The sequence below is a fragment of the Xanthobacter autotrophicus genome (assembly GCF_030015065.1).
GTDB lineage: Bacteria > Pseudomonadota > Alphaproteobacteria > Rhizobiales > Xanthobacteraceae > Xanthobacter > Xanthobacter autotrophicus_D.
The window spans coordinates 36755-49958 of sequence record NZ_JAIVFN010000002.1 but is presented as its reverse complement, the minus strand read 5'-3'; the positions used below and the strand labels follow the sequence as shown (position 1 = coordinate 49958).

Here is a 13204-nt window from a genome sequence, read left to right as displayed (position 1 = left end):
CGCCCATCGCCTCCCCATGGGCGACGATCCGATTGCGACGCGTCTTCGCCACGCGAACCGGTACCCGCGTTCCCGTCCGCTTCCGAGGTCCCCATGCCTGATGCCCCGTCGTCCGCCCCGGTGCTGCTCATGGCGCTGGCGCTGGGCTACCTGCTGGGCTCGATCCCGTTCGGGCTCCTGCTCACCCGCATTGCCGGCACCCGCGACATCCGCTCCATCGGCTCCGGCAATATCGGCGCCACCAACGTGCTGCGCACCGGCCGCAAGGACCTCGCCGCCGCGACGCTGCTGCTCGATGCCCTCAAGGGCACCGTGGCCGTGCTGATCGCCGGCCATTTCCTTGGCGCGCCAGCCGCGATGGCCGCGGCCTTCGGCGCCTTTATCGGCCACATCGCGCCGGTGTGGCTGCGCTTCCAGGGTGGCAAGGGCGTCGCCACCTTCCTGGGAGTCACGCTGGGCCTCGCCTGGCCGGTGGCGCTGGTGTTCGCGCTGGTGTGGCTGGCAACGGCCTATCTCACCCGCTACTCGTCCCTGTCGGCGCTCACCGCCTCGGTGGCGACCGTCGCGGCGGCCGCGGCCCTCGTCAACGACCGGCTGGCGCTGCTGCTGGCGCTCCTCGCCATCCTGCTGTGGATCAAGCACCACGCCAACATCCGCCGCCTCCTCGACGGGAGCGAGGGCAAGATCGGCGCGAAGGGGTAGGACGCCGCATGGCACGAGGCAAGGCGTCGGGCGCAGGCCCCGGCCCGGGCGAACTGCTCTCGCCGGCCCAGCGGCTCGACTGGCTGCGCCTCATCCGCACCGAGAATGTGGGGCCGCGCACCTTCCGCGCCCTCATCAACCAGTTCGGCGGCGCCGCAGCCGCGCTGGAGGCCCTGCCCACCCTCGCCCGCCGGGGCGGGCGGCTGCTGCCGCCCCGCACCCCCACCCTCGATGAAGCCGAGGCCGAGGTCGCCGCCCTCGCCCGCCTGGGTGCCCGGCTCGTGGCCACCGGAGAGGCCGATTATCCCGTCGCCCTGCGCCAGCTGGATGACGCCCCGCCGCTGATCTGCATCCAGGGGCGGGGCGAGGTGCTGCGGCGGCCCATGGTGGCCATTGTCGGCGCCCGCAACGCATCGGCGGCCGGCCGGTCCTTCGCCGCGCGGCTGGCGCGCGATCTGGCCGGCGCCGGCTGGGTGGTGGTCTCCGGCCTTGCGCGCGGCATTGATGCTGCCGCCCACGAGGCGAGCCTCGACGGCGGCACGGTGGGCGTGTTCGCCGGCGGCCTCTCCCGCCCCTATCCACCGGAGAATCTCGGGCTGATCGCGAAGGTGGCCGAGACCGGCGCCCTCGTTTCCGAAATGCCGGTCAACTGGGAGCCCCGGGCCCGCGATTTCCCGCGCCGCAACCGGCTGGTGTCGGGCATGGCGCTGGGCGTGGTGGTGGTGGAGGCCGCCGAGCGCTCGGGCTCGCTGATCACCGCACGCCTTGCCGGCGAGCAGGGGCGCGAGGTGTTCGCCGTGCCGGGCTCCCCCCTCGACCCCCGCGCCGGCGGCACCAACCGCCTGCTGAAGCAGGGTGCCACCCTCGTCACCGAGGTCGAAGACGTGATTTCCGTCTTGTCCCCCATGACAGGGCGGCAGCGACCGGACGCCATCGAGGCGGAAGGCCCGCCCATGACACCCCCCATGCCGGGGGACGACGCCCGCGCGCGTATTGTCGGACTGCTCGGGCCGGTCCCCACCCTGATCGACGATCTGGTCCGCCTGTCGGGCTGCACGGCAGCGGAGGTGCAGATCGTGCTGCTCGAACTCGATCTCGCCGGCCGGCTGGACCGGCCGGGCACGGGGCGGGTCGCGCTCAAATAGGCCCCGCCCCGGCAGGCCGCCTCAGGTGCCGCCACCCCGGCGCGACGATCCGCCTTCGGAGCCGGCCCGTGGATCGTCCTCGAGGCCCTTCGCTTCGAGGCGGGCCATTTCCAGAATGTAGGCCAGCGTCGTGAGGCCATGATTCTCGGCAAGCCGGGACAATTCGGCCGCTATGGTGGCGATATAGGCGGCCGCAGAGGCGGGGTCGCTCCGCGGGCGAGAAGAGGACACTTCGGTCATGGCCCGTCCGTCGGCGAAACAGAAAGCCGCTCACCTCTTATAGATTGATGTTCACATTAAAACATACCTCAGGTTGTAACTTTATCGGATGCTTCCGGCCCATCCGGGGATCGGGGGAATTTGACAGGCGCCGTTCCGCTCCCCATGTTGCGGCCGCTTCCCGGTGTCGCGATCCGGCCGGCGGGGATCAGGACCGCGCCGCGGAAGCCGGCACTCCCAGGGCGGATCACGATGCGCGAGCACGCATCGTTTCGCCTGCGGAGCCATTTGAGTGAGGCCGCGCAATGGGGCAGCGGCCCTTTGAAGAGATACGGTCCGTCATGCAGGTCGTCATCGTCGAATCGCCGGCCAAGGCGAAGACGATCAACAAATATCTCGGTCCCGGCTACGAGGTGATCGCCTCCTACGGCCACGTGCGCGACCTGCCCTCCAAGGACGGCTCCGTCGATCCGGATGCGGATTTCCGCATGCTGTGGGAGGTGGACCCCAAGGCGCAGAAGCGGCTCAACGAGATCGCCGCCGCGGTGAAGGGCGCGGACGGCCTCATCCTCGCCACCGACCCGGATCGCGAGGGCGAGGCCATCTCGTGGCACGTGCTGGAGGTTCTGCGTCAGAAGAAGGCGCTCAAGCACCAGAAGGTCGAGCGCGTCGTCTTCAATGCCATCACCAAGCAGGCCGTGCTGGACGCCATGAAGGCGCCCCGCGCCATCGACGTGGCGCTGGTGGACGCCTATCTCGCCCGCCGCGCCCTCGACTATCTGGTGGGCTTCACCCTGTCCCCCGTGCTGTGGCGCAAGCTGCCCGGCGCCCGTTCCGCCGGGCGCGTGCAGTCGGTGGCGCTGCGTCTCGTCTGCGATCGCGAGCGCGAGATCGAGACCTTCGTCGCGCGCGAGTACTGGTCCATCGTGGCCCGGCTCGCGACGCCCCGCGCCGAGGAGTTCGAGGCCCGCCTGTCCGGCGCCGACGGCAAGAAGATCACCCGCCTTTCCGTGGGCACGGCGGAGGAGGCGAAAGCCTTCCGCGCAGCGCTGGAGAGCGCCGACTTCCGCGTGCGCTCGGTGGAGGCCAAGCCGGTGCGGCGCCATCCGCAGCCGCCCTTCACCACCTCCACCCTCCAGCAGGAGGCGAGCCGCAAGCTGGGCCTTGCCCCCGCCCGCACCATGCAGATCGCCCAGCGCCTGTATGAAGGCGTGGACGTGGGCGGCGAGACGGTGGGCCTCATCACCTATATGCGAACCGACGGCGTGGACATGGCACCGGAGGCGGTGGCCGCCACCCGCAGCGCCATCGGCAAGCAGTTCGGCCCGAAATACCTGCCCGGCGTGCCGCGCAAATACACCACCAAGGCCAAGAACGCACAGGAGGCCCACGAGGCCATCCGCCCCACCGACCCCTCCCGTCACCCCCGCGACGTGGCGCGCCATCTCGATGGCGAACAGGCCAAGCTCTATGAGCTGATCTGGATCCGCACCGTGGCGAGCCAGATGGAATCGGCGGAGCTGGAGCGCACCACCGCCGACATCGAGGCAAAGGCCGGCGGCCGCACGCTGGACCTCACCGCCACCGGCACCGTGGTGAAGTTCGACGGCTTCCTCACCCTCTATCGCGAGGGCAAGGACGACGAGGACGACGACGAGGAGAGCCGCCGCCTGCCGGCCATGAGCGCCGACGAGAAGCTCGACCGGCGCGACATCCTCACCGACCAGCACTTCACCGAACCGCCGCCGCGCTATTCGGAGGCGTCCCTGGTCAAGCGCATGGAGGAGCTGGGTATCGGCCGCCCATCCACCTATGCCGCAGTGCTCGCCGTGCTGCGCGACCGCGAATATGTGAAGCTCGACAAGAAGCGCCTCGTGCCCGAAGACAAGGGCCGGCTCGTCACCGCCTTCCTCGAAAGCTTCTTCAAGCGCTATGTGGAATACGACTTCACCGCCGACCTCGAGGAGAAGCTTGACGAGGTCTCGGCGGCGGAAATCGACTGGAAAGAGGTGCTGCGCGCCTTCTGGCAGGACTTCCACGCCGCCATCGAGGCCACCAAGGACCTGCGCGTCTCCCAGGTGCTCGACGCCCTCGACGACATGCTCACCGCCCACATCTTCCCGCCCCGGGAAGACGGCACCGACCCGCGCCTGTGCCCCACCTGCGGCAATGGGCGGCTGTCGCTGAAGATGGGCAAGTTCGGCGCCTTCATCGGCTGCTCCAACTATCCCGAATGCCGCCACACCCGCCCGCTCACGGGCGGCGAGAATGCCCCCGAAGGCGACGGCAAGCGCGTGCTGGGCATGGACCCGGAGAGCGGGGAGGAAGTCACCCTCCGCTCGGGGCGCTTCGGCACCTATCTTCAGCTCGGAGAGGGCAAGGACGGGGAGAAGCCCAAGCGCTCCTCCCTGCCCAAGGGCCTTGCCCCCGCGGACGTGGACCTGGAAACGGCCCTGAAGCTCCTCGCCTTGCCGCGCGAGGTGGGCAAGCACCCGGACGACGGCGAGGTGATCCTCGCCGGCATCGGCCGCTACGGCGCCTATGTGCAGCACGGGCGTACCTATGCCAACCTCGAGGACGGCGACGACATCCTCGCCGTGGGCCTCAACCGGGCGGTGGCCCTGATCGCCGAGAAGCAGTCCAAGGGCCGCGGCGGGCGCGGGGCGGCCACGCCGGGGCGCACGCTGGGCGACCATCCCACCCTCGGCGGGCCGGTCACCGTGCGGCCGGGCCGGTTCGGGCCTTACGTGAACCACGGCAAGGTCAACGCCACCCTGCCCAAGTCCGCAGACCCGGAGGCGTTCACCCTCGCGGAGGCCGTCGCCCTCATCGACGCCAAGGCGGCCCTGTCGCCGTCCAAGACGAAGGCGCCCCGCAAGACCGCCGCCAAGACCGCCGCATCCGGCGACGATGCGCCGGCCAAGCCCGCGAAGAAGCCGGCGGCCAAGAAGACAGCAGCCAAGAAGACAGCGGCCAAGACGGCGGCAAAGAGTGCCAGCAAGGGGCCGAAGGCGGCCGAATAGGCCGCGCCCCGCCAAGGCTTGAAAGGGAAAGGGCGAGCGCGCCGAGGCTCCGGCGCGCTCGCCCTTTCGTCTCATCAGGCGGAGCCGCCGATGGGCCTTCCGCCTGGCTACCGCGTCCGGATCGGGCGGCTCAGGCCGCCGCCGGTTCGGGCTTGCCCTCGGGCGCATCCGCCTCGTTCTCGCCGCGCCCCTTGGGAATTTCCACCTCGACCCGCGCCGGAGCCGCATCCGCCGCCACCTGGCGGTGCACGAGATCGTGGATGAAGCCGATCTTTGCGATGACGCCCGGCCCGAGGATGAACGGATAAGCGTCCGTCATGCCGAGGCAGCGGTTGAGATTGTTGAGCGCGAAGGCGATGGGCAGCCAGGAATCCACCATCTGCTGCACCGGGCAGGCCTGGTAGGGATTGAAATCCACCTGCGCGTCCAGCTCGCCGGTGCTGTCCAGGGTGGGATGCACCTCGACCCCGAACGCCGCCGCCATCTCCAGCGTATCCACGATGTGGACGTAATGCTTGAAGGTCTCGGCGAAGTCTTCCCACGGATGCGCGGTGGCATAGGCGGAAACGTGGTTGATCTGCCAGTCGGGCGCGGGGCCCGTTGCATAGTAGGTCTTCAACGCCTCGCCGTAATCGACGCTCTCATCCCCGAACACGGCGCGGAAAGCATCGAGCCGGCCGGCATCGCGCACGAGGCGATTCCAGTAATAGTGCCCCACCTCGTGTCGGAAATGCCCGAGCACGGTGCGGTACAGCTCGCCCAGCTCGTTCTTGCGCTGCTCCCGCTCGGCATCGTCGGCTTCGGCGAGGGCGATGGTGATCAGGCCTTCGTCGTGCCCGGTCATGACATTCGGCGTCTCGGCGTCCGGCATGTCGGCGAGAAAATCGAAGCACAGTCCGCCTTCGCGGTCCTTGTTGCTTTCCAGAGGCAGGTTGAGGCGCAGCAAAGAATAGATGAGACGATGCTTCGCCACTTCCACCTTGCGCCACTTGCGCAGATTTTCAGGCACCGCCAGGTCGGGAACCGTGCGGTTGTGACGGCAGGCGAGGCAGTATTCCTCCTTCTGATCGGCCGGCATCAGCCAATTGCAGGCATCGTGGGCGGCATTGGCGCAGAACTTGTAGCGCGCTTCGATATGACCAACCGATCGGTAGGCGTCGCCATCCACTTCGAGGGGCGTGATTTCATTGGATTCGGGGATGTAGCCGAGTTCATGGCCGCACTTCTCGCAGCGGCGGTTCTCAAAATAGAGAAGCTGGTCGCAGACGGCGCAGCGGAACAAACGCATCTTCATCTCCCAAGGGCGGTCACGGTGCTTCAGGCACACGCTTTATGGGACCGGCGCCGAGAGAACCCCAGACGTGACCGCAGGTTCCGATTCTGCGCCGGAACTGCGTCAATTTCTCACGTCTGGCCCTTAATACCAACGGGCGATCAGATTTCTCGTCGCCCGTCGGGAAAAAGCCTGCTCGGCGCCGGTCAAAGAGCGGGGCCGCTGGCATGGTCCGTGATCGTCCGGGCAAGCGTGGGAAACGCCCCCACCGTTACGTCTTCCACCCCGACGGCGGCGCATGCCGCGTGACGGCCGCCGCCGGGCAAGGCAAGATCGCGCCATGAGCACGACCGACCTCTTCACCATCGGCTACGAGCAGAGCACTCCGTCCGCCTTCCAGGCGGCGCTGGATGACGCCAAGGTTGATCTTCTGGTGGACGTGCGCGCGGTCGCGGCCTCCCGCCGTCCCGGCTTTTCCAAGACGGCGCTGGCGGCGGGCATCGCCGAGCACGGCATCGCCTATGTCCATCTGCGGGCGCTGGGCACGCCCAAGGAAGGCCGGCTCGCGGCGCGCGGCGGCGACCACGAGGCCCTCATGCGCATCTACGAGGCCCACCTTGCCACCGCCCCGGCGCAGGCGGCGCTGGAGGAGCTGGCCTCCCTCGCCAAGGGCCGGCGCATCTGCCTGCTGTGCTACGAGCGGCATGTGGAAGGCTGCCACCGCCTGCGGCTCGCCCAGTGGATGTGCGAACGGCTCGACATCGGCGTCACCCACCTCATGCCGGCTCCGTTCTGACCTCCCGTTCCTCATCCGCCGCCGCCCGCGCCTGGGCGAGGAGCTGCGGCGTATCCACGTCGAGGAACGCGCCGGCGCCCTCAACGGCGATTTCCGCCACCACATCCTGGTTGGCGGCGAGGATGTGCCGGGCGCCCACATCGCCCTCCAGCGCGCCGAGATCGGCGAAATAGCGCCGCGACCACAGCACGGGATGGCCCCGCTGGCCGCCTTCCACCGGCACGCAGATGAGCCGGCCGGCGTCGGGGTCGTGGGCGGCGATGAGCCGGTCGATGACCTGCGGCGCGAGGAGCGGCATGTCGCCGAGCACCACCAGCGCACCAGCGGCGGTTTCGGGCACCGCCGAAATGCCCGCGCGCAGGGAGGAGGCCATGCCGGTGGCGTGCTCCGCATTGTGCGCGAAGGTCACGTCGAGCCCTTCGAGCGCATCGGCGATCCGCCCGCGCTCATGGCCGGTGACGACGATGACCGGCCGCGCCATCGAGGCGAGCGCGGCCTCCGCCACCCGGCGGATCACCGGCACGCCGCCCACCTCCTCCATCAGCTTGTTGATGCCCTGCCCCATGCGCGCGCTGCGCCCGGCGGCGAGGATGACGGCGGCGAAGCCCTGCCCCGCATCGGCCTCGGCCCTGGGATGGGGCCGGATCGCGATGTCCGACAACAGGCCGCCCGCCCCGAGCCGGGCGATGTCGCGGCCGGTCACCTCGAGGCCGGCGAGGAGGCGCATGAGCACGAAATCGAAGCCGTTCTCCTTCGGGCTGCGGGCACAGCCGGGCGCTCCGAGCACGGGCATGACGCCGAGCCGGCCGAGCATCAGCAGGTTGCCGGGATCCACCGGCATGCCGAGCCGCACCACCTCGCCCCCGGCGGCGACGAGCGCGGCGGGGATCACGTCGTTGCGGTCGGCGATGGCCGAGGCGCCGAACACGATGACGAGTTCCGCCCTCGCGGCCGCCGCGCGCCCGATGGCCTGCGCCAGGGCTGCCGTGTCATGGGCCACGGTGTCGGTGGACACCATCCCGGCGCCGGCGGGGGCGAGGCGCGCGCGGGTGACCGCGAGGGTCTTGGCCACCACCTTGTCGGCGAGGCCCGGCAGCAGGGTGGAGATGACCGCCACGCGCTTCAGCCGGAACGGCGCCACCGACAGGAGGCCTTCCGAGGCCCGCTCGGCCGCCTCCACCAGCCGGGCCGGCACCGCATAGGGGATGATCTTCACCGTCCCCACCATGTCGCCGGCCGCCACCGGCGTGAAATCGCGCAAGGTGGCGAGGGTGATGGCCTCGTTCACGTCGTTGAAGGCATCGAGCGCCGCGTCCGACACGCGCAGCACCCCGGCCGACCGGGCGAACAGGTTGGCGCGGCCGGTGAAGGCGGCATCCGCCCGCACATGGGGACCGGCCACCGCCTCGGCCAAGAGCCGGGCGGCGGCGTCTTCCGCCATGTCGCCCGGCTCCATGCGCGCCGCCACCACCTCGCGGAAGCCGGCGGCCGCGAGCCGCGCGATCTCGGCCGGGCCGAGCCGCGTGCCCTTCTTGATGACACCGCCGTCGAGCCGCACCGAATGGGCGGCGATGGCGCCCACGGCCTCCGACAAAGGCAGGGAGCCGAACTTCACGCCGCGACTCCTTCCGCATGGGCCGCGCCCGAGCGCAGGGCTCGGATCACCTCGGCCAGCACCGCCACCGCGATCTCGGCCGGGCTCGCCGCGCCGATGTCGATGCCGATGGGCGCATGGATGCGGCCAATGACATCCGGCGAAAGTCCCGCCGCCTGAAGCCGCTCCCCCCGCTTCGCATGGGTGCGGCGCGAGCCCAGCGCGCCCACATAGAAGCAGCCCGCCTTCAGCGCGGCGACGAGGGCCGGCTCGTCCACCTTCGGGTCATGGGTCAAAGCGACGAGGGCGGTGAAGGGATCGAGGCCATAGGCCGGCAAGGCCACCTCCGGCCATTCCGCGATCACCCGTACGTCACCGAAGCGCTCGGGCGTGGCGAAGGCGGTGCGCGGGTCGATGATGGTCAGGTCGAAGCCGGTGAGCCGCGCCATGGGCGCCAAAGCCTGGGAGATATGCACCGCGCCGATCACCAGCATGCGCGGCGGCGGCAGCTCCACCGCGAGGAAGGCCCGCTTCGCCCCCTCCCCCACCAGGCGGCTGCGCCGGGCAGCGAGCGCCTCGCGGATCGGGCCGGCGAGCGGGTCGGCATCCACCCGATCGAGCCCGACCAGGCGCTGGGCTCCGCTCTCCAGCTCCGTCACCACCACGCAGGCCCGCCGCGCAGCGCGTTCCGCGTTGAGGGCCGCCAGAAGGTCGAGGCGCATGGGTGGGCATCCTCCCTGAGGGAGCGGCCGGCGGCGCCGGCTGCATCATCTTCCCCAATGAATATAACGCCGGACGCGCCACGTCATCGGCCACCTTTTCAATCCACGCGCTCGACAAAAACGGCGATCTTGCCGCCGCAGGAGAGACCCACCTTCCAGGCGGTCTCATCCGCGACGCCGAATTCGAGGGTCCGCGGCGTGCCGGAAGCGATCACGTCCGCCGCCTCGCCCACCACCGCGCCCTCCACGCAACCGCCGGAAACCGAGCCCAGAAAATTGCCGTCGGCGTCGATGACGAGCCGGCTGCCCACCGGGCGGGGGGCCGAGCCCCAGGTTTCCAGCACGGTGGCCAGCGCGACGCCCCGCCCCTCGCGGCGCCAGCGCTCGGCGGCGGCCAGAACATCGCTTTCGGTCACGTCCATGGCATCGCTCCTTCCGGCAAGGCTCTTGAATTGGCAAGGCCGGACGCATCCCATATAGGTGCCCGAACGCCCATGCCAAACCTTCTGCTGCCAAACCTTCTGCCTCTGCCCGCCCGCGATCAAGGCACCCTGCGCTCGGGCGACGACCTCGTCGCCGCCGGCCTTGCCGACGCGCGCGACCTCGAGGCGCTCACCCGCGTGGCGGCACGTTATGCGGTGGCCGTGCCGCCGACGCTCGCCGCCGCCATCGACCGGACCGATGCCGCCGACCCCATCGCCCGCCAGTTCGTGCCCCATCCCGCCGAGCTGGAGGTGCGGCCGGAGGAGCTTGCCGACCCCATCGGCGACGAGGCCCACAGCCCCGTGCCGGGCATCGTCCACCGCTATCCGGACCGGGCGCTGCTGAAGATCGTGGGGGTGTGCGCCGTCTATTGCCGCTTCTGCTTCCGCCGCGAGATGGTGGGGCCGGGCGCGGCCGCCACCCTGTCGCCGGAGGCGCTGGACGAGGCATTCGCCTATCTGGCCGCCCATCCCGAGATCTGGGAGGTGATCCTCACCGGCGGCGACCCCTTCATGCTTTCACCGCGCCGCATGGGCGAGGTGATGGCGCGCCTTGCCGCCCTGCCCCATGTGAAGATCGTCCGCTTCCACACCCGCGTGCCCATCGCCGCGCCGGAGCGGGTGAGCGACGCGTTCATTGCCGCGCTCAAGGCGCCGGGCCTCACCTCCTACGTGGCGGTGCATGTGAACCACGCCCGCGAGTTGACGCCGGCCGCCCGCTCAGCCCTCACCCGCATGGCGGACGCCGGCATTCCGCTCCTGTCCCAGTCGGTGCTGCTGCGCGGGGTGAACGATGATGCGGAAACCCTCGCCACCCTGTTCCGCAGCCTCGTGGAATGCCGGGTGAAGCCCTATTACCTGCACCATCCGGACCTTGCCCCCGGCACCGCCCATTTCCGCCTCGACATCGCGCGGGGGCAGGAACTGATGCGCGCCCTGCGCGGGCGGCTCTCGGGCATCGCGCTGCCCACCTATGTACTCGACATTCCCGGCGGCGCCGGCAAGGTGCCCCTGACCCCGGACCACCTTGCCCCCGCCGGCGCACGCCTCGCCGTCTCCGACAATTGCGGCGGCGTCCATCTCTATCCCCCGGAGGGATGATGGCGGCGTCCGCCCGTGCTATCGCACAGGGCAAACAAGGGGGGACGCCATGGGGGACAAGCGCCGGATTGCGCAGCCGGGGCCGGCGCCGCAGGAGCGCATCGAGAGCGCCGTGGGCCGGCTGCAGGTGCTCGATTTCACGCTGGAACCGGGCCTCACCCTCAATGCCGCCATCACCGGGCCGCTGATCGCGGCGGGCATGGGCGCGGCGCAGGTGGAGATCTCCGGCGGCGCCTTCGGCCCCTTCACCTATGTGATGCCGGCCGCCTCCCCGGACACCGACCACGCCGCCTGGTACAGCGCGCCTTTTACCCCCGCGGGCGAGACGCGCCTTGAGCGCGGCAACGTCACCTTCGGGCGCAAGGAGGGCGCGCCCTTCATCCATTGCCACGCCTTCTGGACCGAGCCGGACGGCTCCCGCCACGGCGGCCATGTGATGCCCCACGACGCGGTCGTGACGGCCCCCATCCGCGCCCGCGCCTATGGCGCCGCCGAGGTGGAGACCACCGCCGATTTCGATCCGGAAACGAACTTCCCGCTGTTCACCCCCCATGCCCGCATGGCGCCGGCCGAAGGCCGCCCGCGCATCGCCTTCGCCCGCATCCGCCCGAACGTGGAGATCGGCACCGCGGTGGAGGCGCTGTGCCGTCGCCATGGCTTTGCCGGCGGGCGGCTGCGCGGCGGGGTGGGCAGCCTCATCGGCGCCCGTTTTACCGACGCCGCGCCGGTGGACGACTATGCCACCGAGGTGTTCGTGACCTCGGGCCTGGTGGCGCCGGACGCCTCCGGCGCGCCGGAGGCGCAGATCGACATCGCCCTCGTGGGTCTCACCGGCGTGCTGGCCGAGGGCCGGCTGGCGCGAGGCGCCAATCCGGTGCTTATCACCTTCGAGCTGGCGGTGGAGGAGACCTCCGCCGGCTGAACCCCGCTCAGGAGGCCGGCGAGGAGGCCTGGCGCCGCTGCGGCACGGCGTCCGCCACGAGATCCTCCTCGCTCTCGGCGAGGAGCGCGGGCTCGGTCTCCTCCGCCTCCAGCGCCCCGCTGCGGCCGGCGATGATGCCGACGATGACCAGCTGGAGAAAGTGGTAGAGCATGATGGGCGTGATGATCAGCGACAGGTCCGGCGACCCGTTGAACATCACCTGCGCCATGGGCAGCCCGGTGGCGAGCGACTTCTTCGACGCGCAGAACACCACCGCGATCGTGTCTGGCCGGGAGAAGCCGAAGACCCGGCAGGCGAACCCGGTCAGCAGATAGACCACGGCGAACAGCAGCAGCACGCCGGCCACGATCTCCAATAGCAATACCGGGCTCTGCCCCTTCCACACGCCGGCGGCCACGCTGTCACAGAACGAATTGTAGACGATGGCGAGAATCACCGCCCGGTCGGCGATGCGCACCGCCTGGCGATGGCGCTCCACCAGCTTCAGCAGCAACGGCCGGGCCGCCTGCCCCGCCGCCAGCGGCAGGATCACCAGCACGACCAGCTTGAGGATCACCGGGCCCAGATCCATGCCCCCGCCCACCGTGTGCAGGTACCAGGCCATCAGGACCGGCGTCGCGAACACGCCGATGAGGCTGGAGACGGAGGCGTTGAAGATGGCCACCGGCACGTTGCCGCGCGCCAGCGAAGTCATCGCCACCGAGGACGAGACCGTGGACGGCAATGCGGCGAGGAAGAAGAACCCCGTCGCCACCGCCTCGGGCAGGCGCTCGCCCATCAGGGCCAGCACCGCCACCACGACAGCGGGAAACAGGAGAAAGGTGCCGAGCTGCACCACGAGGTGCAGTTCCCAGCGGGTGGCGCTTTCGAGCAGCCGCTTCGGCGCCAGCGAGATGCCATAGAGGAAGAAGATCACCGCGACGCCCCAGCTCGCGGCCTTGTCGGCGTGGAGCACGCCGCCCGTGACGCCGGGCTGCGGCCACAGCAGGGCCAGGGAGACGGTGAGGGCGAGGGCGACGACGAACGGGTCGAGCTTCAGTCGTGACAACATGGGCCGGGATGCGAGGGCGTGAGACCTGCGCTCCCAAGACCGTTCCCTGCCCCATCGCCCGTCCGGACGCCTGAGGCTCCGTGCGCACGCTTGTCGCTGACCTCGGCCGCCTGAAGCGGCCGGCGCCAGCTTTCGCCGATCTTCCTGTCGACA

The 13204-nt window shown here is 70.3% G+C and carries 12 protein-coding genes; 6 read left to right on the top strand and 6 right to left on the bottom strand.

Annotated elements, in window-relative coordinates; translation table 11 throughout:
- The first annotated feature begins 93 nt into the window (after positions 1-93).
- On the top strand, positions 94-702 hold the full coding sequence (gene plsY, locus K9U40_RS00960; protein WP_282888451.1) for a glycerol-3-phosphate 1-O-acyltransferase PlsY: 609 nt from the start codon (positions 94-96) through the stop codon (positions 700-702).
- An 8-nt stretch (positions 703-710) separates the two neighbouring features.
- The gene (dprA, locus tag K9U40_RS00955; protein ID WP_282888450.1) at positions 711-1847 is read left to right on the top strand and encodes a DNA-processing protein DprA; all 1137 of its coding nucleotides are present in this window, start codon (positions 711-713) and stop codon (positions 1845-1847) included.
- Positions 1848-1868: 21 nt separating this feature from the next.
- Here dprA and K9U40_RS00950 read toward each other — a convergent pair whose 3' ends face one another.
- A complete protein-coding gene (locus tag K9U40_RS00950; RefSeq protein ID WP_282888449.1) occupies positions 1869-2087 on the bottom strand; it encodes a hypothetical protein in 219 nt (72 codons plus the stop codon).
- A gap of 320 nt (positions 2088-2407) precedes the next feature.
- Here K9U40_RS00950 and topA point away from each other — a divergent pair, with 320 nt between their 5' ends.
- Positions 2408-5089 (top strand): type I DNA topoisomerase, encoded by a 2682-nt coding sequence (gene topA, locus K9U40_RS00945; RefSeq protein WP_282888448.1) that lies wholly within the window; start codon positions 2408-2410, stop codon positions 5087-5089.
- Positions 5090-5219: 130 nt separating this feature from the next.
- On the opposite strand, the gene K9U40_RS00940 is transcribed toward topA, so the two are convergent.
- Positions 5220-6377 carry a zinc-binding metallopeptidase family protein gene (locus tag K9U40_RS00940; protein ID WP_282888447.1) on the bottom strand — a complete coding sequence of 386 codons (1158 nt, stop codon included), beginning with the start codon at positions 6375-6377 and terminating at the stop codon, positions 5220-5222.
- 325 nt (positions 6378-6702) lie between these two features.
- Between K9U40_RS00940 and K9U40_RS00935 the strand changes: the two genes are divergently transcribed.
- Positions 6703-7158: a DUF488 domain-containing protein gene (locus K9U40_RS00935; protein WP_282888446.1), complete on the top strand. Its 456-nt coding sequence runs from the start codon at positions 6703-6705 to the stop codon at positions 7156-7158.
- Here the strand turns inward: K9U40_RS00935 and K9U40_RS00930 are convergent.
- The 3 genes from K9U40_RS00930 to K9U40_RS00920 form a co-directional block, all read right to left on the bottom strand.
- Positions 7139-8773, bottom strand: a complete 1635-nt coding sequence (locus K9U40_RS00930; RefSeq protein WP_282888445.1) for a molybdopterin-binding/glycosyltransferase family 2 protein — start codon at positions 8771-8773, stop codon at positions 7139-7141. The genes K9U40_RS00935 and K9U40_RS00930 overlap by 20 nt on opposite strands.
- Entirely contained in the window at positions 8770-9474 is a 705-nt protein-coding gene (locus K9U40_RS00925) for an XdhC family protein (protein WP_282888444.1), read from the bottom strand. Before K9U40_RS00925 ends, K9U40_RS00930 begins: the two co-directional genes overlap by 4 nt.
- 98 nt (positions 9475-9572) lie before the next feature.
- Positions 9573-9896, bottom strand: a complete 324-nt coding sequence (locus K9U40_RS00920) for an XdhC family protein (protein WP_282888443.1) — start codon at positions 9894-9896, stop codon at positions 9573-9575.
- A gap of 72 nt (positions 9897-9968) precedes the next feature.
- On the opposite strand from K9U40_RS00920, the gene K9U40_RS00915 reads away from it, so the two are divergent.
- Together K9U40_RS00915 and K9U40_RS00910 are read left to right on the top strand one after the other, a co-directional pair.
- Complete coding sequence (locus K9U40_RS00915; RefSeq protein WP_282888442.1) at positions 9969-11057, top strand: lysine-2,3-aminomutase-like protein; 1089 nt, start codon at positions 9969-9971, stop codon at positions 11055-11057.
- Positions 11058-11106: 49 nt separating this feature from the next.
- Positions 11107-11979 (top strand): DUF296 domain-containing protein, encoded by an 873-nt coding sequence (locus K9U40_RS00910; protein WP_282888441.1) that lies wholly within the window; start codon positions 11107-11109, stop codon positions 11977-11979.
- Positions 11980-11986: 7 nt separating this feature from the next.
- Here K9U40_RS00910 and K9U40_RS00905 read toward each other — a convergent pair whose 3' ends face one another.
- Positions 11987-13051, bottom strand: coding sequence for a bile acid:sodium symporter family protein (locus K9U40_RS00905; protein WP_282888440.1), 1065 nt, complete (start codon positions 13049-13051; stop codon positions 11987-11989).
- Between the last annotated feature and the right edge of the window lie 153 nt (positions 13052-13204).